This window comes from Mesorhizobium sp. P5_C1 (assembly GCF_054049815.1).
Map to the genome: position 1 here is coordinate 1 of NZ_JBFULQ010000046.1, position 21027 is coordinate 21027.

Annotated in this window: 20 protein-coding genes; 9 read left to right on the forward strand and 11 right to left on the reverse strand. The window is 64.2% G+C overall.

Annotated elements, in window-relative coordinates:
* Together lepA and ACXJ7R_RS06305 are read left to right on the forward strand one after the other, a co-directional pair.
* On the forward strand, positions 1-1562 hold a 1562-nt coding region (gene lepA, locus ACXJ7R_RS06300), incomplete at its 5' end, for a translation elongation factor 4 (RefSeq protein WP_457151053.1).
* Between the two features lie 532 nt (positions 1563-2094).
* Positions 2095-2607, forward strand: a complete 513-nt coding sequence (locus ACXJ7R_RS06305) for a hypothetical protein (protein ID WP_457151054.1) — start codon at positions 2095-2097, stop codon at positions 2605-2607.
* A gap of 331 nt (positions 2608-2938) precedes the next feature.
* On the opposite strand, the gene ACXJ7R_RS06310 is transcribed toward ACXJ7R_RS06305, so the two are convergent.
* From ACXJ7R_RS06310 to ACXJ7R_RS06340, 7 genes are all read right to left on the reverse strand, one after another.
* Complete coding sequence (locus tag ACXJ7R_RS06310; RefSeq protein WP_457151055.1) at positions 2939-4579, reverse strand: ABC transporter substrate-binding protein; 1641 nt, start codon at positions 4577-4579, stop codon at positions 2939-2941.
* Positions 4580-4941: 362 nt separating this feature from the next.
* A complete protein-coding gene (locus ACXJ7R_RS06315) occupies positions 4942-5901 on the reverse strand; it encodes an alpha/beta hydrolase (protein WP_457151056.1) in 960 nt (319 codons plus the stop codon).
* Complete coding sequence (locus ACXJ7R_RS06320) at positions 5898-6578, reverse strand: isochorismatase family protein (protein WP_457151057.1); 681 nt, start codon at positions 6576-6578, stop codon at positions 5898-5900. Before ACXJ7R_RS06320 ends, ACXJ7R_RS06315 begins: the two co-directional genes overlap by 4 nt.
* Before the next feature lie 262 nt (positions 6579-6840).
* Entirely contained in the window at positions 6841-8145 is a 1305-nt protein-coding gene (locus ACXJ7R_RS06325; RefSeq protein ID WP_457151058.1) for a M24 family metallopeptidase, read from the reverse strand.
* A 127-nt stretch (positions 8146-8272) separates the two neighbouring features.
* Positions 8273-9244: a GlxA family transcriptional regulator gene (locus ACXJ7R_RS06330; protein ID WP_457151059.1), complete on the reverse strand. Its 972-nt coding sequence runs from the start codon at positions 9242-9244 to the stop codon at positions 8273-8275.
* Between the two features lie 293 nt (positions 9245-9537).
* Positions 9538-10722, reverse strand: coding sequence for a trans-sulfuration enzyme family protein (locus ACXJ7R_RS06335; RefSeq protein ID WP_457151060.1), 1185 nt, complete (start codon positions 10720-10722; stop codon positions 9538-9540).
* Positions 10719-12158: a pyridoxal-phosphate dependent enzyme gene (locus ACXJ7R_RS06340; RefSeq protein WP_457151061.1), complete on the reverse strand. Its 1440-nt coding sequence runs from the start codon at positions 12156-12158 to the stop codon at positions 10719-10721. Before ACXJ7R_RS06340 ends, ACXJ7R_RS06335 begins: the two co-directional genes overlap by 4 nt.
* Before the next feature lie 298 nt (positions 12159-12456).
* Here ACXJ7R_RS06340 and ACXJ7R_RS06345 point away from each other — a divergent pair, with 298 nt between their 5' ends.
* Positions 12457-12789: a hypothetical protein gene (locus ACXJ7R_RS06345; protein ID WP_457151062.1), complete on the forward strand. Its 333-nt coding sequence runs from the start codon at positions 12457-12459 to the stop codon at positions 12787-12789.
* Positions 12786-13433: a cysteine hydrolase gene (locus tag ACXJ7R_RS06350; protein ID WP_457151063.1), complete on the forward strand. Its 648-nt coding sequence runs from the start codon at positions 12786-12788 to the stop codon at positions 13431-13433. The genes ACXJ7R_RS06345 and ACXJ7R_RS06350 overlap by 4 nt, the downstream gene beginning before the upstream one ends.
* An 8-nt stretch (positions 13434-13441) precedes the next feature.
* Here ACXJ7R_RS06350 and ACXJ7R_RS06355 read toward each other — a convergent pair whose 3' ends face one another.
* Positions 13442-13789, reverse strand: a complete 348-nt coding sequence (locus ACXJ7R_RS06355) for a winged helix-turn-helix transcriptional regulator (protein ID WP_457151064.1) — start codon at positions 13787-13789, stop codon at positions 13442-13444.
* A gap of 123 nt (positions 13790-13912) precedes the next feature.
* On the opposite strand from ACXJ7R_RS06355, the gene ACXJ7R_RS06360 reads away from it, so the two are divergent.
* The gene (locus ACXJ7R_RS06360) at positions 13913-14683 is read left to right on the forward strand and encodes a type 1 glutamine amidotransferase domain-containing protein (RefSeq protein WP_457151065.1); all 771 of its coding nucleotides are present in this window, start codon (positions 13913-13915) and stop codon (positions 14681-14683) included.
* Positions 14684-14687: 4 nt separating this feature from the next.
* Here the strand turns inward: ACXJ7R_RS06360 and ACXJ7R_RS06365 are convergent, their stop codons facing one another.
* Positions 14688-16022, reverse strand: a complete 1335-nt coding sequence (locus ACXJ7R_RS06365) for an FAD/NAD(P)-binding protein (protein WP_457151066.1) — start codon at positions 16020-16022, stop codon at positions 14688-14690.
* Between the two features lie 28 nt (positions 16023-16050).
* A complete protein-coding gene (locus tag ACXJ7R_RS06370) occupies positions 16051-16500 on the reverse strand; it encodes an RrF2 family transcriptional regulator (protein WP_457151067.1) in 450 nt (149 codons plus the stop codon).
* Positions 16501-17432: 932 nt separating this feature from the next.
* On the opposite strand from ACXJ7R_RS06370, the gene ACXJ7R_RS06375 reads away from it, so the two are divergent.
* Positions 17433-17627, forward strand: coding sequence for a hypothetical protein (locus ACXJ7R_RS06375; RefSeq protein ID WP_457151068.1), 195 nt, complete (start codon positions 17433-17435; stop codon positions 17625-17627).
* Positions 17628-17635: 8 nt separating this feature from the next.
* Here the strand turns inward: ACXJ7R_RS06375 and ACXJ7R_RS06380 are convergent, their stop codons facing one another.
* Complete coding sequence (locus ACXJ7R_RS06380) at positions 17636-17821, reverse strand: hypothetical protein (protein ID WP_095083869.1); 186 nt, start codon at positions 17819-17821, stop codon at positions 17636-17638.
* Positions 17822-18130: 309 nt separating this feature from the next.
* Between ACXJ7R_RS06380 and ACXJ7R_RS06385 the strand changes: the two genes are divergently transcribed.
* The 3 genes from ACXJ7R_RS06385 to ACXJ7R_RS06395 all read left to right on the forward strand — a co-directional run bounded on the left by ACXJ7R_RS06385 (position 18131) and on the right by ACXJ7R_RS06395 (position 20897).
* Positions 18131-18490, forward strand: a complete 360-nt coding sequence (locus ACXJ7R_RS06385) for a septal ring lytic transglycosylase RlpA family protein (RefSeq protein ID WP_457151069.1) — start codon at positions 18131-18133, stop codon at positions 18488-18490.
* A 314-nt stretch (positions 18491-18804) separates the two neighbouring features.
* A complete protein-coding gene (locus ACXJ7R_RS06390) occupies positions 18805-20082 on the forward strand; it encodes a polyhydroxyalkanoate depolymerase (protein ID WP_457151070.1) in 1278 nt (425 codons plus the stop codon).
* Positions 20083-20279: 197 nt separating this feature from the next.
* Positions 20280-20897: a transglutaminase-like cysteine peptidase gene (locus ACXJ7R_RS06395; protein ID WP_457151071.1), complete on the forward strand. Its 618-nt coding sequence runs from the start codon at positions 20280-20282 to the stop codon at positions 20895-20897.
* The last annotated feature ends 130 nt before the right edge of the window (positions 20898-21027 follow it).

Consider the following 21027-nt stretch of genomic DNA (forward strand, 5'->3'; position numbering starts at 1 on the left):
CGCCCGGTCATGTCGACTTCGCCTATGAAGTGTCGCGCTCGCTCGCCGCCTGTGAGGGCTCACTGCTGGTGGTCGATGCCTCGCAGGGCGTCGAGGCGCAGACTCTGGCCAATGTCTACCAGGCGATCGACAACAACCACGAGATCGTCGTGGTGCTGAACAAGGTCGACCTGCCGGCCGCCGAGCCCGAGCGCATCCGCGAGCAGGTCGAGGAGGTGATCGGCATCGACGCTTCCAACGCCGTGCTGATCTCGGCCAAGACCGGGCTTGGCATTCCCGACGTGCTGGAAGCGATCGTCCACCAATTGCCGCCGCCGCGCGAGGGCGACGCCACGGCTCCCTTGAAAGCGATGCTGGTCGACAGCTGGTACGACGCCTATCTCGGCGTCATCGTGCTGGTGCGCATCATCGACGGCGTGCTGAAGAAGGGCCAGACCATCCGCATGATGGGCACCGGCGCCAAGTACCTGGTCGAGCGCACCGGCGTGTTCACGCCCGCCCGCATCAATGTCGACGAGCTCGGCCCCGGCGAGTTCGGTTTCTTCACCGGCTCGATCAAGGAAGTAGCCGACACCCGCGTCGGCGACACCATCACCGAAGACAAGCGCGCCACCGCCAAGGCGCTGCCCGGCTTCAAGCCGGCGCAGCCGGTGGTGTTCTGCGGCCTGTTCCCGGTCGACGCCGCCGATTTCGAGGATCTGCGCGCCGCGGTCGGCAAACTGCGCCTCAACGACGCCAGCTTCTCCTATGAAATGGAAACCAGCGCCGCACTCGGCTTCGGCTATCGCTGCGGCTTCCTTGGCCTCTTACATCTGGAAATCATCCAGGAGCGGCTGGAGCGCGAGTTCAACCTCGACCTGATCGCCACCGCGCCGAGCGTCGTCTACCGGCTGCTGCTCACCGACGGCTCGATGAAGGAGCTGCACAACCCGGCCGACATGCCCGACGTGGTGAAAATCTCGGCGATCGAGGAGCCGTGGATCCGCGCCACCATTTTGACGCCCGACGACTATCTCGGCGGCATATTGAAGCTCTGCCAGGACCGGCGCGGCATCCAGGCCGACCTGTCCTATGTCGGCAAGCGCGCCATGCTGACCTACGACCTGCCGCTCAACGAAGTGGTCTTCGATTTCTATGACCGGCTGAAGTCGATCTCAAAGGGCTACGCCTCCTTCGACTATCACCTGACCGACTATAAAGAAGGCGACCTCGTCAAGATGTCGATCCTGGTCAATGAGGAGCCGGTCGATGCGCTGTCGATGCTGGTGCACCGCACGGCGGCGGAAAAGCGCGGCCGGCAGATGTGCGAGAAGCTGAAGGAGCTGATCCCGCACCATCTGTTCAAGATCCCGATCCAGGCCGCGATCGGCGGCAAGGTCATCGCCCGCGAAACCATCTCGGCGCTGCGCAAGGACGTGACCGCCAAGTGCTACGGCGGCGACGTCTCGCGCAAGCGCAAGCTGCTGGACAAGCAGAAAGAAGGCAAGAAGCGGATGCGCCAGTTCGGCAAGGTGGATATCCCGCAGGAGGCGTTTATCCAGGCCTTGAAAATGGGCGATTGAGAAGCCGGTCGCCTATCTGCTGACAGGCCTAGTGAAGCTACGGATGTCTTCAAATCTCCGTAAGCTCGCAGCCATTTCAAGATCAAGTATGATCTCTGTCCCAGAACGGATTGGTGGCGCTCGGCTGTGTCGGCTTCGGCTGTTCATGACGTGCGGGGGCGTTTAACCGCAGCTTTCAGGTGGTGCTGGACGCACACGGCTTTCCCGATCATCGCGCGGACGACACCCAGTTCCCGCAATAACAAATGATACCAGGGAAGGTTGGTACGAGCCCGCACCAACCCTGAGTTGGTTGATCCTGCAGCGCCGGAGCGGTAGAAAAATCGGGCGGCGGACCTTAATCAGTTCGCCAGTGGCCGGCGCGGGCTCAGGCAGCTGCCCTCACCGGCATTCGCGCCGGCCATTTTGCCCCGCCACTGGATCGCCAGAGGCAGACGGCAACCTCTCGACACTCTGCTTCGCTTTCGCACAGCTCCCTTTGAGAATGCACCGCGTGGGCGTATCCTCCGCACGGCTTGGGGGAGACATAAAAATGCGTTCCAATCTGGACACCGTCGCCGCGATCGGCCTCGCCGTCGGTGGCGCCTTGGGAATGGCCGGCACTTTCGTCGCCAGCGACGCGCTGCGCGAAACGCTGTGGGCGATCGACGGCGTGGCCCTCGTGGTCGCGACGGCGCTGCTGACGATGAAGTATCAGCGGCTGGGCAACGACTGCGTCGCGGCCGGGTTCCTCACCTTCCTCGCCGGCGAGAGCCTGCTGCTGGCCGGCAATGCGGCGGGCCTGCAGGCCAGCGTTCCCTCCTATGCCGGCGGCATCTCGCTTTGGGCGGCGGCGCTGCTCATGGTCAGTGCGCCGAACACTTTTGCCTTGTGGATGCGGCTCACCGCTGTCGTGGCTGCCGTGCTGTTTGTCGCCTCGGTGGGCATGATCCTGTGGGGCGCGCCGTTGCTGCCGACCTCGTCGCCGCTGCCCGCCGCCGGCTATCCGTTCCTGGTGCTGACTTTTGTTGGGTGGATCTGGACTTTGGTGAGGCCCGGGCGGTGATGAGGTGGGGGCCGCGCTCCTTGCCCCCCCTGTGGGAGAAGGAAGGTGAACGTTGGCGCCGCCCCTCATCTGGCTGCGGCTCTCTCAGGCTTGGGTTCCTCGCCCCACGAAGTGGGGAGAGGTGGCCCGGCGAAGCCGGGACGGAGAGGGGCCTGCGCCGATTCTGGGAGGTTTGCTTCAAGGGTTCCTTATAGGCTTCCTGTCGTGCCAGTCAGCCCTCTGTCCTCGACGCGACTTTGACTTCGCGGATGTCGCCCCCCTCTCCGTCCCGGCTTCGCCGGGCCACCTCTCCCCCGTTTCACGGGGGCGAGGAACCAAGGACGGTTACCACTCAGCTTTCGATCCACACCTTCTCAAAATGCTGCTCGAGCGCCTGGTGCTGTTCGCAGCCTTCGATGCCTTTGCGGTAGGTGCGGTAGACCGAGCGCCAGTAGGGCTGGATGATGATGCCGGACTCGCGCAGGTTCTGCTCGATCTTGGCCATGATCTCCTTGCGCGCCTTGGCGGCGGGCATCGCCAGCGCCTTGTCGAGCAGCGTGTCGAACTCCGGATTGGCGTAGGCGCTTTCGTTCCAGGCGGCGCCGGATTTGTAGGCCAGCGCCAGCACCTGGACGCCGAGCGGGCGGCCGAGCCATTCGGTGCAGGAGAAGGGGTATTTGCTCCAGTCGTTCCAGAAGGTGGCGGCGGGCAGCACGGTGCGCTTGATCTTCAAGCCGGACTCGCGCATCTGCGCGGCGATGGCGTCGCCGGTGCTCTTTTGCCATTCGACATCGACGGAGATGAGGTCGAACTCATGGTCGGCCTTGCCGGCCTCGGAGAGTAGTTTCTTCGACCCCTCCACGTCGCGCTTGGCGGGGCCGATATCGGCATATTCGGGGTGCATGGGGCCGACATGGTGGTTGTCGGCGGGCTTGCCGCGGCCGTCGAGACCGAGCTTCAGCACGGCCGAATTGTCGACTGCGAGCTGGGCGGCGCGGCGCACTTTGGCGTCGTCATAAGGTGCGTTGCCGACATTGAAGCGGGCGACGATGGTGGAGCCGGTGGCGATCTCGGAATTCTTCAGCCCCATCTTGTCGGTCTGCGAGACGGCATCGGAGGCGGTCTCGTGGTCGGTGTCGATCTCGCCGGATTCGAAGGCCGACAGCATGGCGTTGGGGTCGGAGCCGTAGTCGACCCATTTGATGCCGTCGAGCCAGAATTCGCCCTTCCACCAGGGCTTGTCCTTACGCCTCACCTCTGCGCCGGTCTCGGCATTCCAGCTGACCAGCTCGCACGGGCCTGTGGTGACGGAAAGCGCCTTCAGGGGATCACCGTCGCCCTCATAGGAGCGGTGCATGATCAACGCCGGATAGTCGGCCATGCCGGCGATCAGCGAGATGTCGGGTTTTGGCAAATTGAGTTTGATGGTGAAGTCGTCGACCTTCTGGATGCCGCCATCGACCAGCTTCTTGGTGTCGGCATTGACCAGCGCGCCCATGCGCGCGGCGACCGAATTGCCTGCTACCGAGGCATCGCACCAGCGGGTGAGGTTGTGGATGACATCGTCGGCGTTGAAGGCATCGCCGTTCGACCAAGAAATGCCCTTGCGCACATGCAGGGTCAGCGTCCTGGCGTCGTCGCTCGCCTCCCAGCTTTCGAGCAGCCAGGGCTCGAAGGAGAAGTCGGTGTTCCAGCGCACCAGATATTCGTTGCAGTGGCGGGCGACGTTGGACATTTCGACGCCGTCGAAGGTGCGCGGGTCCTTGAAACCCTTGACGTTCATAGCGACGCGCAAGGTGCCGCCGCGCTTGGGTTCGGCGGCACGGGCGGGCGTCGAGGCAAGGCCGCCCAGCGCCAGCGCGCCGGCGGCGCTGACGCCGAGGCCGGCCATCAGCGCGAGATATTCGCGGCGGTTGATGCCGCCGGTCCTGAAATCGTCGGCGACGGGCTTTGCCTGGGGGTGCAGTTTCCGGTCGGTCAGCATGAATTTCATCGTCGTTCCCTCTTGTTGGGCGCCCCGGCCGGTCGACAGGCGCGGGGGGGGCGGACGCGACCGCCGGGGCGCCATTGCCTGAGAGGCGAATGATAAGGCGGGGTGACGTAGCGGAGTGTTCGGTTTTCCGCAGTGATTGTGCGGTGCTCCGCAGAAGGGACAGCCGATCTCCCCCCTTGTGGGGGAGATGTCCGGCAGGACAGAGGGGGGCGTGAAGGAGGCCAACCTTCGGTGCCCTGGTCATCCGGAATCAATTTGAAGGCACCTCTCGAATTGGCCGAGAGGTCGGCGGGACAGCGCCCCCCTCTGCCCTACCGGGCATCTCCCCCACGAGGGGGGATTGGCGCGTCACGGTCGGCGCTTCAATACGGCCACTCACCCCGGCCCAGCGCAGCGACCGCCGCGATGATCCGCGCAAACGCCTCCGCCGCCGCCGGGACGGTCGTGCGGGCGCGCAGGAAGCTATGCACCAGTCTCGGCTCCTCGTGCCAGAACGCCTTGCCGCCGGCGGCCAGCATGCGATCGCGATAGGTCTCGCCATCCGACGACAGCGGATCGCATTCGGCTGACACGATCACCGTTGGCGGCAGGCCGAAGAAATCGCGGCCGCGCAGCGGCGAGAAGGTCGGATCGTCAGGCGATTGCGCCTTGGTCGAGCGGACGTCGCGGTAGAAGGCGATGTCGTGCACCGAGAGCAGCGGCGCTTCGGCGTGCTCGACATAGGAGCCCGCACCTTCGTCGCCGCCGAGGCCGGGATAGATCAGCACCTGGCCGATCGCGGCGCCACGGCCTGTCGCCCGCGCCACCCCTGCTGCGAGGTTGCCGCCGGCGCTTTCGCCGCACAGCACGAGCGGCAGGCCGGTGGCCGCTGCCGCCCATTCGAAGGCGGTCACCGCATCGTCGAAGGCAGCGGTGTGGACATGCTCCGGTGCCAGGCGGTAGTCGACCGACAGCACGTCGAAACCGGTGCCGGCGCAGAGCTCGGCGCAGATGTCGTCATGGCTCTCGAGCCCACCGAGAATGAAGCCGCCGCCATGATAGTAGACCACCATCGCCGCTGCCGCCTTGCCGGCAAGCTGGTAGCGGCGGACCGGGATGTCGCGGCCGGCCGCGGCAATCAGGCCATCGCTGGCCTTGACCCCTGGCGGGCGGCCCTGGTGGAAGGCCCGGCACATCCTGTCGTAGACGGCGCGCTGCTTGTCGATCGGCAGGCCGATAATCTCGGGCGGATACCAGGCGTTGACCGCATCGATATAGGCCCACAAAGCCGGGTCGAGCCGGGTTTCGTATTTGCCGCGGCTGGTGCTTGGTCCCGCCGTCATAGCTCGGCGTAGAGCTCCGCCGCGTTTTCAAAGGTGAAGCGTAGCGGCACCGAGCCTTCGACCTGCCATGCGGTGACGCTTTCGCCCGCCAGCAGCCGGCAGGCCCCGTCGGTGTCGGTGACGGCGCCGCCATAGAGCCGGTTGGCGAGGTTGAGGATGCCGGTCTGGTGCATGGCGGCACTGCCGCTGCCGCAGGCATCCTTGACCAGCAGCACGCGAAAGCCCTTGGCGACGGCATCCTTCACGGTGGCGTCGATGCAGGCCTCGGTCCAGACGCCGGCAACGACCAGCCACTCGATGCCGACCGACTTGAGGTCGTGGGCCGCCGGGCCGGTGCGGAAGGCGCTGGCCTCGGCCTTGACCAGCAGGGCCTCGTCCTTGGCGGGCGCGACCTCATGGCAGATTTCGGTCAGCGGGTCGCTCTTGTCGGAAAAAGCCGACTTGCCGTCGGCACCGAGCGGATGAAAGGGCCGGTCCTGCTTGTCGAGATCGACGATGTAGGCCCAGTGATAGAGCGGCACATGGTTTTGCCGCGCCGCCGCCTGCAGGCGCTGGACGTTGGCGAGGATGCCGGCAAAACCCTCGACCAGATAGCGGGGGTCCTGCCGGTGCTCTTCCTGCAGGTCGATGAACACCGCGGCCACCGTGCCGCGCTTGAGGGCGATGGGGGTTTTCATGCGGTGCCTTCGTCATCCCAGGACGAAGCAGTCCAAGACTCTTTCACATGCCGGTGGGACAGCACCCCCCTCTGCCCTGCCGGGCATCTCCCCCGCAAGGGGGGAGATCGGCCGTCGCGAATACCTTCGCCAATCGCCAGAGTTGCAGGAAACAGCGCTGCCGGCGACGCTGCCAATCTCCCCCCTTGCGGGGGAGATGTCCGGCAGGACAGAGGGGGGTGGGAGGGAATGAGGCGCTCGTTGCGAGCGTTGTATGCCAGCATCAAACCTGCTTCTCCAGAAACTCGTCCTCATACGGAAAACGCGACAGGAGTTCGGCGCCAGTGTCGGTGATCAGGATCTCGTCCTCCAGCTTGACGCCCTCGCAGCCGCCCTTCTCGCCGATATAGCTTTCCACGCTGACCACCATGCCTGGCACGATATGGCCGTCGCGGCCATAGGTCTCGTAATCCATGGCGTGGGCGATGAACGGCGTTTCGCCATGCATGCCGACGCCGTGCATGACCGAGGTGTAGCGCTGGTCGACGAAGCGGTCGGGGATCTTCCAGGCCTTTTCGGCGATCTCGCGGAAGGCCATGCCGGGCTTGACGATTCCGATGTTGTGCTGAACCTGGTCATGCGCCATGCGGTAGAGCGATTTCTGGTAGGGCGTCGGCTTGCCCGGCCCGCAGCGGAAGGTGCGGGAGAAATCCGAATAATAGCCGTAGCAGCCGATGGTGTCGGTATCGAGCGCCAGCAATTCGCCGGGCCGGACCTTGCGGCCGCTGGCCTCGTTGAACCACGGGTTGGTGCGCTGGCCGGAGGTCAACAGCCGGGTCTCGATGAACTCACCGCCCTGGCGGATGACCTCGCCATACATGATGGCGAACAGGTCGTTCTCCGATACGCCGGGCTTGATCGCCTCGCGCACGGCATAGACGGCAGCCTCGGCGCCGGCCATCGACACTTGCAGGCATTTGACTTCCTCGGGCGTCTTCACCGCGCGCACGGCGAGGATCTCACCCTGGCAATCCCGGACCTCGCAGCCGCGCTTCTCCAGCGCCAGGGCCTGCAGATGGCTGCAGCGGTCGAGGCCGAGCTTCATCGAGCCGCCGCCATGCTGCTTCAAAAGCTCGGCGATCTCGTCGGCGAACGGGCCTGATGTCTCGTCGTCGCGGCCTGACACCGACGACCAGACCAGCTTGGAAGGACGCGCCTCGTCGATCGTGTCGAGCACCATCGAGACGTGGTAGCTCTGCGGGTATTCGAACAGCACGATCGGCCCGACGGTGGGGATGAAGAAATAGCGGGTCGAGTTGCGCAGGAAATAGCCGAACATGTTGCGCGAGCCGGTGGCATAGCGCTGGTTATACGGATCGAAAAGCACGACGCCGCCATAGCCGGCCTCGCGCATCCAGCCGCGCAGCTTTGCCAGCCGGCCTTTTCGCAAAGCATCCGCATCGATGAAGGACGGCTCGGTGTCGGACAGCCACATGCCGCCGGCCGGATCGGCCGCCGCCGGGTGGCGCATGCGATCCTTGAAGTCGACGTCCTGCGTGCTGTCGGGGTCGAAAACGACGATGCTCATGGGGTAAGGCCTTGGCTGGGTTGCGAGGGTTGAGCATGGCGCACGAGAGGCGGAACGATTGTGCGGAAAACCGCAGGGGTTATGCGGGATGCCGCTGGCATTTGAGATGCGCCTTCGCGCCAGCAGCCTAATGCCGTCTCGCCAGCTTCGGCGGATGCCCATGCTCCTCGCGAAAAGCCCGGGCAAAGCTCGACATCGAGGCAAAGCCGCAGGCCAGCGCCACGTCGCGCACGGCGAGGGTCGAATGCGCCAGAAGATCGGCGGCACGCTTCAGCCGCAGGCGCCGGTAGTAGCCATTGGGCGAGATGGCGAGTTCGGAGCGGAACGAGCGCTCGAGCTTGTCTGAGGACACGCCAAGCCTGGCGGTGAGCTCGGCCATGCCGAGCCGCTCCTCGACCGCATCTTCCATAATGGCGATGGCCGACAGCACCAGCTCGTTCTGGACGCCAGTGCGCAGGCGCAGCGGCATCATCTTGCGGTCGATGCTGGAGCGCAGCTGGCTGTGCACGAACCATTCGGCGACGCCGGCGGCAAGCTCGGCGCCATAGTCGCGGGTGATGATCTCGAGCATCATGTCGAGGCTGCCGACGCCGCCGGCCGAGGTGAAGCGCTTGCGGTCGATGACATAGAGGTCGCGCCTGAGCTCGATGTTGGGGAACGCCTCCGTGAAGGCGGCCTGGCTGGTCCAGTGCAAGGTGCAGGCATGGCCGTCGAGCAGGCCTGCGCGCGCCAGAAAGAACGCGGCATCCGCCACCGCGCCGATATGGGCGCCGTTGCGCAGGCTTTTGCGGATCCAGCTGGCGGCGTCCTCGGCGACGAGGTGGTCGGCATCGCCGCCCGAGCAGACGACGATCCGGTCGACCTTCGGCGCATCCCTGGCATAAAAGCCCGGCTGGATGACGACGCCGTTCGAGGCCTCGACCGGCCCAGGGGTCGCCCCGACGATGATCCAGCGATAGCACTGCCGCTTGGCCAGCACATTGGCAGCGCGCAGTGGCTCGATGACCGAGCTGAACGCCATCATCGGAAAGCCGGGAAACACCAGCACGGCAAAGGTGAGGGGCGTTTCGGCGGGTTTTTGAGGGGCGTGCGCTGCCATGGGGCGCTACAATTCGGGCAGATGGGGTTCGGGGTCAACGGGGGTGGTGAACCCATATTGCGAGAGGTTGGCGCTGCCCCTCACCTGCCTGCCGGCATCCTCTCCCCGTATAGTGACGGGAGAGGGACGCTGTCATCATGGTTTCGCCAATCCATCAGCATTGCAAGGATGGCGACGGCGTTGCGGCCAGCTTCTTTCTCCCCGTCACCATACGGGGGAGAAATGCCCGGCAGGGCAATGAGGGGCGGCGCCGACATTGGCGAATATTCACGCGTGCGAGCTGCGGCGTGCGCTCACGCCCCCAGCGCCTGGTCGAGATCCGCAATCAGATCATCGCCGTCCTCGATGCCCGCCGACAGCCGCACCAGCGAATCCGATATGCCGATCTCCATCCGCTTCTCCGCCGGGATCGAGCCATGCGTCATCAGCGCGGGGTGCTCGATCAAGCTCTCCACCCCGCCGAGGCTTTCGGCTAGCGTGAACAGTTGCGTGCGCTCGAGGAAGCGCTTCGTGCCGGCGAGGTCGCGGTCGAGCACGGCCGTGATCATGCCGCCGAAGGCATGCATCTGCTGGACGGCGATGGCGTGCTGCGGATGGCTGGCGAGGCCGGGATAGATGACCCGGCGCACGTCCTTGCGGGCCTCCAGCCACTGCGCGATCTTGAGGCCGTTGGCGGAATGGCGCTCCATCCTGAGCGCCAGCGTTTTCAGGCCGCGCAGCGCCAGAAAGCTGTCGAAGGGACCCGAGATGGCGCCGATGGCGTTCTGCAGGAATTTCAGCTGGGCCGCGAGGTCCTTGTTGTCGCCGACCACGGCAACGCCGCCGACCATGTCGGAATGACCGTTGAGATATTTTGTCGTCGAGTGGACGACGATGTCGATGCCGAGCTCCAGCGGCCGCTGAATGTAGGGGCTGCAGAACGTGTTGTCGGCGACGGTGAGAACCCCCTTGCGTTTGGCAAGGGCGGCGACGCCTTCGAGGTCGACGATGCGCAGCAGCGGGTTGGTCGGCGTCTCGACCCAGAGCAGTTTCGTTTCGGGGCGGATCGCCGCTTCGACGGCGGCGAGGTCGGTGAAGTCGACGAAGCTTACCTTGAGATCGGCCGAGCGCTTGCGTACCCGTTCCATCAGCCGGAAGGAGCCGCCATAGATGTCGTCGGTGGCAACGATATGGGCGCCGCTGTCGAGCAGCTCGAGCACGGTGGCGATCGACGCCAGGCCCGAGGCGAAGGCAAAAGCTGCCGACCCGCTTTCGAGGTCGGCCACGGCACGTTCGAAGGCGAAGCGCGTCGGGTTCTGGCTGCGGGCATATTCGAAACCCTTGTGCACGCCGGGCGACTGCTGGCCATAGGTCGAGGTGGCGTAGATCGGCACCATCACCGCGCCGGTCAGCGGGTCGTGGCTCTGGCCGCCATGGATGGTGCGCGTCGAGAAGGCCAGGCGATTTTTGCCCGATGGTGGTGGTGTGTGGCTGGTCATCGTGCGCGCCTCAAATGGTTGATCAGGTCGATGCGGGTAATCAGGCCGACGAACTCGTCGCCGTCGAAGATGATGGCGACCTCGTTGCGGTCAAACACCGGCAGCAACGCGTCGAGCGTCTGGCTGGCCTGCAGCGTGTGCAGGCTGGAGGTCATCGCCGTGCGCACCGGGCCGTTGAAGCGCTCCCAGCGGCCGTCATAGGGGCCGTCGACATGGGCGAGGATGTCGCTCTCGTCGACGATGCCGATGAGCTTGCCATCGTCTAGCACCGGCAGCTGCGAGACATCCGAGCGGCGCATGCGGCCATAGGCATTGAGCAGGCTTTCGTCCGGGCCGACATAGACGGTGTCGCCGGTACGGTGCGTGCGCATGACCAGGTCGCGCAGATCGCCATGCTGCTCGTGCTCGGCCAGGCCCTGTTCGGCCAGCCAGAAATCGTCGAAGACCTTCGACAGATATTTGTTGCCGCTGTCGCAGACGAAGGTGACGACGCGCTTGGCGACCGTCTGCTCGCGGCAATAGCGCAGGGCGGCTGACAACAGCGTGCCCGACGACGAGCCGGCGAGAATGCCTTCCTTCGACAAGAGGTCGCGGACGGCCAGCATGCTCTGCTTGTCAGGGATGGCGTAAGCCTTTTTCACCAGCGACAGGTCGGCATTGGGCGGCACGAAATCCTCGCCGATGCCTTCCACCGTCCAGCTGCCGGCCTCTTCCATCTTGCCGGTCTTGATCAGCGGCGCCAGCACCGAGCCGACCGGATCGGCGAGCACCATTTCGGTCTTCGGCGACACTTTGGCGAAGTAGCGGCCAAGCCCGGTCAGCGTGCCGCCGGAGCCGACGCCGACGACCACCGCATCGACATCGCCGCCGAGCTGCGAGAAGATTTCCGGACCGGTGGTCGTTTCATGCGCCAGCGGGTTGGCCGGGTTGGCGAACTGGTTGGCATAGAAGGCGCCAGGCACTTCGGCGGCGATCTTCTCCGCCATGTCCTGGTAGTATTCGGGGTGACCCTTGCCGACATCGGAGCGGGTCATGCGCACTTCGGCGCCGAGCGCGCGCAGGTGCTGGATCTTTTCGCGCGACATCTTGTCGGGCACGACCAGCACGATGCGGTAACCCTTTGGGATGCCGACCTGGGCGAGACCGAGGCCGGTATTGCCGGCGGTTGCCTCAACGATGGTGCCGCCTGGCCTGAGCTTGCCCTGCCTTTCGGCGGCGGCGATCATCGACAGTGCGATGCGGTCCTTGATAGAGCCGCCGGGGTTCTGGCTTTCAAGCTTGATGAACAGGCGGCACTTGCCGGTGTCGAACTTGGTCAGCTCGACCACCGGCGTCTGGCCGATCAGGTCGAGAACCGACGCATAGGGCGGACGCAGGCGGGATGTTGCGCTTTCCGGGGACGCACTGCCCGCCGCGGCGATCTTCTGCTCGCTCATATCGATGCTCCTTGATCAAGCGACCGCCTCGGGGCAGAGCGGCAGCGTATCCTCTTTTCCAGCCCTTTGCAGTCGGAAAGAAGATAGATCGTGCCAATCAACCGGCCAGATGGAGAATGTCATTCCACAATCTGGCGGCGCCGCCCTGACAGACTGATGTCCTCGGCACGGCCACCGATCGTTTCGACGCACCAACTCGTTCGTTGCGAGCCGCAATTTCCGCATGCTAGCCGGGAGGCATGAGGCGCCCTGATGCGGTCGCGGATGGCGTCGGGGGCCAAACGCAGGGAAACCTTCGATGAAGATCATTGCCTATGACAATTTCAAACCCGGCGTCACCATCGACGATCTGAAACCCTATCTGCGCGACGAGGTCTCGAACGTCTGGCGTCTTTGGAAGGCGGGGATCGTGCGCGAGAACTACGCACGAGCCGATGTCGGCGGTGTGATCATCGTCTTCGAGCTCGACAGCGTCGAGGCGGCCAGGCGCTACACCGACGACTTTCCGCTGTCGAGGGCCGGGCTGTTGGAATGGCATTTTCTCGCCTTCGATCCCGCACCCTTGCCGCTCGAATATCTGTTCGACCCCAGCGTCGACATCGCCCAACCCTGGGACCGGACGGCCGCATGATCCGGTCGAGCGAAGGGATCGAGATGCCAAACAGCCTGGCGGATTGGTGCGATCCGCGCCGCATGGCGCTGGTGATCTACGACATGCAGGTCGGCATCTGTCGCCAGATCACTGGGGCGGCAGCGATCGCCGAACGCACCGGCATGGCGCTCGAAGCGGCGCGCTCGGCGGGCATGCGGGTGGCGTTCACGCGCCATCTGTCCCTGCCGCGCAAATGGATGGGCGCAACCCAGCTGCGCACCGCCATGGCCTGGCAGCGGCGCGACAGTCCCGACACGGTCGAGCCGTGGTTCCCGCGCGATGCCGAGGCCACGGAAATCATCCCCGAACTGGCGCCACGCGCCGACGAGGCCGTGTTCGACAAGCTGACCATGTCGGCCTTCGATTCCACCGCGCTCAGCTTCGCCTTGCACGATTGCGGGGTGGGTGCCGTCGCGCTCGCCGGGGTGGCGATGGAAATCGGCATCGAGCCGACGGTTCGGCAGGCGACCGACAATGGTTTCGTGGCGGTGGTGATCGAGGACGCCTGCGGCTTCGGCAACCGGGAAGCGCGCGACCGCTCGATGGCGACGCTGGGCTTTCTTGGCGAAGCCATCATTACCGATGTCGCGGGTTTTTGCGGCGCGCTCGCCGCTGGGAGATAGGCGCCTTGTTAGGCCTCGATCTCGGTGCGGAAGCGCACGCCGACAGCGCGTCCGTGCACGTCTCCCCAGTCATAGAGCGCCTGCAAGGTGGCTGCCAGATCGCGGCCGCGGTCGGTCAAGGTGTAGCGCCCCTTGCCATCGGGCGACGCCTCCAGCACGACAAAGCCGATGTCGACGAGATCGGCCAGCCGCTGCGTCAACATCTTGTCGGACAGCGACGGGATCGTACGCCACAGTTCGGAATAGCGCAGCGGCTGTTGCTTGATCCGCGCCAGGATCACCGTCTTCCATTTGCCGCCGAGCGCATCGAGCGCGAACTCGACCGGGCAGCCGTAAAGTCTACCGCGTTGGGTCATGCACGTATGGTAGGCAGGGCCCGGCAGCGACGGAAGCAGAATTTGCCAGGCCATCTGGCCAGCTAGGCAGCGCAGGGCCGCGTCCGTATCAGTCGGCAGCAGGCCTTCAAAGGGAGAGCGGCGATGAGCGTGCGGGACGCCAATCCGGTCGATGCGAAGAACCCGAAGCGCGTGGCGATCGTCATCGCCAACCCGGCACTCTCGACCACGACCGGGTGGCCGGTCGGCTTCTGGTGGAGCGAGCTTACCCACCCGTGGTTCGCTTTCACCGAACGCGGTTATGCGGTGGAGATCTTTTCGCCCAATGGCGGCAAATGCGAGGCCGATGCGCTGAGCGACCCGCGCGATCCATCGGGCTATTCGCAGACCGACCTCATCTCGCTCGGCTTCATATCGAGCCCGAAACTCAGCGCCCTGGTCGACAACACATGGCCTGTGGCGGAGATCGAGGTCGAAAGCTTCGACGCGATTGTCGTCGCCGGCGGCCAGGCGCCGATGTTCACCTATGAGCACGCGACAGGCCTGCAACGGACGTTCGTCGCCTTCCATGAAGCCGGCAAGGTTGCCGCCGCTTTGTGCCACGGGACCGCGCTGCTGCGCTATGCCCGGCGCGCGGACGGATCGTTGCTCGTGGCCGGCAAGACGGTGACGGGCTTCGCCAATGCCGAGGAGGATTTTGCCGACAAGGCAACCTGGGAGATGGGCGCGCTCGAGCGCGGAAAACATCTGATGCCGTGGCGCATCGAGGATGAGCTGAAGGCAATCGGCGCCAACTATATCCAGGCCGGACTGTGGCGGCCTTTTGCCGTGCGAGACGGCAATCTGATCACCGGCCAGCAGAATCTTTCAGGCGCCGAGACCGCACGCGCCGTGTGCGAGGCGCTAGGCGGCTAGGCTCCTAGCCCAGCAATCGCTTGCTCAGCCTGGCGCACTGAACGCGGATGTCGGGAATGGCGTCGATCTCGAAGAAGGTGCCGCGCGTCAGTGGGCCGACGGCCAGAATCTTGGCTGAAACTGTGCCGTCGCCAGCGATGATCTCGCAATTGGCGGACACGTCGAGGCCGATACGCAGCGGGTCCGGCCGCGCCAGGCCGCGGTCGACCAGCGAGCGCACGACGCTGTTCGATGAGGTCGAGATGTCCCTGACGATGCCCGAGCAATCGTAGATGCGGGCGACCTCGAAGGTTTCGAGGACCTGCGTGTGGCGCGACTGGACCTGGACCGTGAAGTCGCCGTTCCGGGCGATGTCGGCGACGCGCCCGGCGACCAGGCGGATGCGGCCGGTTTGCACGGCCTCGGTCACGCGGGCATAGACTTCGGGCGCCATACGATGGCGGTGGATGTCCCACCAGGCCTTGGTGTGTTCGACGAAGCGGCGCTTGGCGGAAGCGGGCCAGTTCTGCCAGATCTTCTGGTTGAACGGCCGCAAGCCGTCGACGACGTCGCGCCAGTCGATGCCGGCCTTCTGGTTCTCCTTGATCAGGTCGCGGAACCAGCCGACGAAATAGGACAATTGCGTGCCGAGCGGAATGTCGGCGACGTCGAGCTTGATCGGATTGCCCTTGCGATGCGGCGACGGCAGCAGGCCGCGCCGCGACACCGCGACGATGTCGCCACCATGGCCGCGCTGCTCCAGGGAGAGAAAGGCATCGACCATGCTGAGACCGGTGCCCAGCACCATGACTCGGCTGTCGGGGGCAAGTGCCGTGTCGGCTTCGGAGCCCATCCTGATCGCATGCCCCTGCGCCGGCTCCTCGTCATGGCCGGTCGCCAGCACGACGAGATGGGCGACGACGCTGGTGCCGTTGGCGAGCGCAACCTCGACGCCGGACGTGGTCGGCGTGATCGAGAGGCTCTCCTCACGGATCAGGCGCAACCGGCCGGTTTCGTGTTCTCGCGTTTCCAGCTCGTCGAGCAGTTCCTTGAGGTAACGGGCATAGAGGCTGCGCGGCGCGTAGACGGGCGCCTGGTCCGATGTCGCCAGGCCGCGCTCCAACAGCCAGCGCCAGAAATTGCCGGGATCGTCGGCATAGGCGCTCATGCCGGCGGCACTGACATTCAGCACATGCGCCGACAGCAGCGTGGAATAGGCGATGCCCTGGCCGAAATGCGGGCGCTTTTCGATCAGCGTGACGCGCAGATCGGGATTGGGCGATTTCAAGAGATGCGCGGCCATCACGACGCCGCTGGCGCCGCCACCGACAATGATGATCGAGTTGGCGCGCCCGGTCATGCGCCCGGCCTCGTGCGAAGTGCGCGCGTCAGGCCTGGACCTTCACCACCACCGGCAGGTCGTCGCCAGCCATGTCGCGCATTTCGGCGAGGCTGCGCTGGTCGAGCACCTCGGCGATCGCCTGCCGGACCTCGAGCATCAGATGTCGGACTTGGCATGTCGCCTCGTTGCAATCTTCACAGCGCTGGTACTGGGTGCGGCTGGCGCAAGGAATCGGCGCCAGCGGCCCGTCGAGCACGCGCACGACGTGGCCGACCTTGATCTCGTCGGCCGGCCGCGCCAGGCGATAGCCGCCCTCCTTGCCCTTGCGGCTCTGGACGAAACCGGCATTGCGCAGCTCGCCCAGGATGGCGTCGAGAAATTTCTTCGGGATGTTGTTGCCGGTGGCGATGTCGTTGACGAAAGCGAGCTGTCCGACCGGCAGTCGCGAGAGGTGCACGAGCGCCTTGAGGCCGTACTTGCCCTTTTTCGTGAGCATGAAATCAAAATTTCTCTGTCATGCGACGGCGCGAAACCATCGGTTGCCAAACGCCCGACGTGCGACCCCGCCGCGTCCAAGCTGCCATGACACATAAATTCTAGTGACATGATGTACAAGCCAACAGATGTTGATTTTGCTTCGTTTTCAGGCGCTATGGCCATTTTGGCAGGCTTTTGTGCCCGCAGGGACACAGCCGCACGGCTTTGACGGCCCATGTGCGTTGTCAGCGATCATCGCGATACGGTGGCCGCTCATCGTCGCCTCCAGTTCCCAATGTCGATAAGATTACTATACTTACCCTCGAACACGCAGAACCGGTTTCTAAATCCATGGCTGTTTGAGGCATGGATTTGCCTGGGGAGGGTCGCGGCGGGAATTCTCGTTCGTTTCCAGCGTCCAAGCTGTTGAGGCGGCCCCCGACTTCGTCATCCACGGGCGGAACAGGAGCGAAGCTCGTCGCGCAGACCCGAGGATCCATGCCGTGACATCCGTCGAAGAATGCAACGGAGGAGGATCAACGTCCGTTCTGTCGCCATCCCCTTCTTCTCTTCTGCATCGTAGCGGCGCTCTGGCATCACGGCATGGATACCAGGGTCTGCGCTCCGCCTCGCGTCGCTCCGCCCAGGGATGACGAAGCTGGTGGGCTTCACCCAATCTCGAAAGACAGCCCGCTTGTCCGCTGCGGCACCGCACCACCAATGCATTTATTCCAACAAGCCCGTCCTGGCTGGAAGGATTTAACTCTACAAGAGCGATAGAATTAGATGACTATCGTCGGGCATTCCGGCTTTCTCTTTTCAGGAGCCCTTCATGTCCACCATTTCGCGACGCATCATCCTGCTTTCGTCGGCAGCCCTTGCCGGTGCCCTTCCTCGGTCCGGCCATGGCCGACGACCTCAAGGCGGSAAGGAATGATCGGAAAAGGGAGAATGACGATGACCCATTCCACCGCCGCGCTGTTCAGCCGTTTCGGCGCCTGGCTGCTGGGCCTGGCGTCCAATGACAAACGGACAAAAGAGGATGGCCCGCGATCGCCGGCGCCGGTGCGCTGGGACGCCGGGCGCGACCGCATGCCGCCGCGTGACGAAAGTTTTTACTGGGCCTGGCAATACTGGTCGCAGTGAAGGGCAACTCACCCTGTAGAACGGTTTGCCCATACCAGTCCGGCCATGCCGACCAGCATGGTGACGATGCCGGTATAGAGCCATTGCGACTGGCCGGTCATGAAGCTGCCGCCGACCACGCCGATGCCCTGCAGCGACCACAGCGCTCCGATGGCAAGCACGATCAACGCCAGCAGATTTTTGGTCAGTCTCATTGACGGATCTCCCTTTCGAAGTCGATCGGTTGCGGCGTGGTGAGCGCGATGAAAGAGCCAAAGGAAATGGCCCGAACGCTTCGGCCTCTACTTGGATATTGTCGGTCGATCTTGTCAAACAAGTCGCTGTAGTCGGCACGAAGATCATCGCCAATTGATCATTTGCCTATCGAAAATCCCTAACAGACTGTTACCCGGCGACTCCAAACGTGTGCCACTGCCATGGAACCGCCAGATGATTGCCGCATTTCACGCCTTATTCGACACCTAACGGCTGGGGACTGTCAAAAACGGAGCCATCCCCCAGATATGAATACGACAAAACAGACCGCGCTTGTCGCGGTAACGCTGGTTGCTGGCCTGATGGCCGGCGCATCTTCGGCAGCCGCCGCCGGCCAGTGCGGTCGTGCCTCCTGGTACGCCCTGCACTCCAAAACCGCGTCGGGCGAGCGCATGAACCCGTCGGCGATGACCGCAGCCCATCGTACCTTGCCTTTCGGCACCAAGGTCCGGGTGACCAACCAGAACAACGGCCGCAGCGTCATCGTGCGCATCAACGATCGCGGCCCGTTCATCAGGGGTCGCGTGCTCGACCTGTCGAAGGGTGCCGCCGGCCAGCTCGGCTTCATCGGTTCCGGCCATACCGCCGTCTGCATGGCGCGCGTCTGATATTGCCATTGCCCGGACCATGATCTCTGGACAAAACGGTTTTCCGTTTGTCCGAGAAAACCGCAATCCACTTTTCGGGAATCATGGTCGGGTGTCCGGCACCAATGCCAGACACATTTCTTACACACTTCGCGCCGCACAGYGAGCCGGCTGCGCCGTTCAGGCCGAATTTTCAAGGCTTTGGACGAAAGAAGCGTTAGTCACGCCACATGACGTATTGCATCGCAGCAATTAGTTGTTAACTTCCCCGCGAGACATTCAAGGCATGACGCTGCTCGTCGTCCCTTCAGTCGCAGGCAGCAGCGGGGTTCTCGATGTTCTACCAGCTCTATGAAATGAACCACGCCGCCATGCAGCCCGCGCGTCTCTATGCCGACGCGGTGCGCATGTTCTACACCAATCCGCTCAATCCGTTTTCGCACACATCGTGGGGCCGCTCGGTCGCCGCGACCGCCGAACTGTTCGAGCGCACCACGCGCCGCTACGGCAAGCCGACATTCGGCCTCGACAAGACGGTGGTCGACTGGAAGAGCGTCGAGGTCACCGAGAGGACCGTGTGGTCGCGGCCGTTCTGCAATCTCCTCCGCTTCGAACGCGCCGTGCCCGCCGGGCGCCGGGCGGATCCGAAGCTGTTGATCGTGGCGCCGATGTCCGGCCACTACGCGACGCTGCTGCGCGGCACGGTCGAAGCGATGCTGCCTTATGCCGACGTGCACATCACCGACTGGGTCGATGCCCGTATGGTGCCGCTCGCCGACGGCAGTTTCGATCTCGACGACTACATCGACTACATCATCGACATGCTGCACGCGCTCGGCCCCGACACCCATGTGATGGCGGTGTGCCAGCCTTCCGTGCCGGTGCTTGCGGCCGTGGCGCTGATGGAGACGCGCGGCGACCCCTTCGTGCCCTCAACCATGACCTTGATGGGCGGGCCGATCGACACCCGTTGCAACCCGACCGCGGTCAATCTCCTGGCCGAGGAAAAGGGCATCGACTGGTTCCGCGAGAATGTCGTGATGCGGGCGCCGTGGCCGGTGCCGGGCTTCGGCCGCGAGGTCTATCCCGGCTTCCTGCAGCTGTCCGGCTTCATGAGCATGAATCTCGACCGCCACATCATTGCCCACAAGGACTTCTTCATGCACCTGGTCAAGCATGACGGCGACAATGCCGAGAAGCACCGCGATTTCTACGACGAATATCTGGCTGTGATGGACCTGACGGCGGAGTTCTACCTGCAGACCGTGGACACCGTCTTCGTGCGCCACGCCTTGCCCAAGGGCGAGATGACGCATCGCGGCACCCGGATCGATCCGTCCGATATCCGCAATGTCGCGCTGTTCACGGTCGAAGGCCAGAACGACGACATTTCCGGCCTTGGCCAGACCAAGGCGGCGCACGACCTGTGCCCCAACATCCCCGCCGACAAGAAGGCGCACTACATGCAGCCGGCGGTCGGCCATTACGGCGTGTTCAATGGCTCGCGCTTCCGCTCCGAAATCGTGCCGCGCATCGTCGACTTCATCACCAGCTATGGTCGCCAGAACCGCGTTGCGGTGAAGCCGAAGCTGGTCCGCGTCGCCAAAAGATAGGTTCCCGCAGGGAAAATCCGGGCCAATTCGCCAGCAGAGTTGGCCAGACGGCCAGTGCTGTGCAGCCGATTCTGTTGCACAAGTGCCGCTGTCCTGCCCCTCGGGTAACCATGCTATCAATCCGACCGTCGTCGTAATTGACACGGACTGTAAATCCCCTTTAACCTTTCGTTAATAACTAAGGGTGGACGGGGACAATGATATCCTCATCGATGGCGCGAAGGCTGCGCGTGTACGTAGCGGCCGGGCTGGCAGCAACGGGAGGCTGGGTGGCACCGGCTTGGGCGGCTGGAGCAATGGCGACCGGGGGCCTCACCTCGCAGCCGATCGGCCACTATGATTTCTGCAAGCTCCATCCGGGCGAATGCTCGATCCGCCCCAGCAATCTGGCGCCAGCCGCGATGACCGACAGTCTTATGCGCAAGCTGACCAACGTCACCGCCAGGGTCAATGCCGCCGTCAAGCCGATGAGCGACATGGAAATCTACGGCAAGGACGAGGTCTGGGCCTATCCCGACAAGGGCGTCGGCGATTGCGAGGACTATGTGCTGGAGAAGCGGCGCCAGCTTTCGCGCATGGGCATCTCGCTTGCCGACCTTCTGATCACCGTCGTGCGCAAGCCCGACGGCGAGGGCCATGCGGTGCTGACGGTGCGCACCGACAAGGGCGACTATGTGCTCGACAATCTGAACGACAAGGTCAAGTCGTGGGACCTGACCGGCTACCGCTTCCTCAAGCGGCAGGCGATCGACAACACCGGCCGCTGGGTCTCGATCCGCGGCGGCCAGCAGGTGTTGGTCGGCTCGGTTCAGTAGAACACGCGTCTTCAGCTCCCTTCGGCAGATACCGGAACTCGGCGCCGCCCCTCATTGTCCTGCCGGACATTTCTCCCCGTGTAGTGACGGGGAGAAAGGCCATGTAATCAATATTTTCGCCAATTGTCGT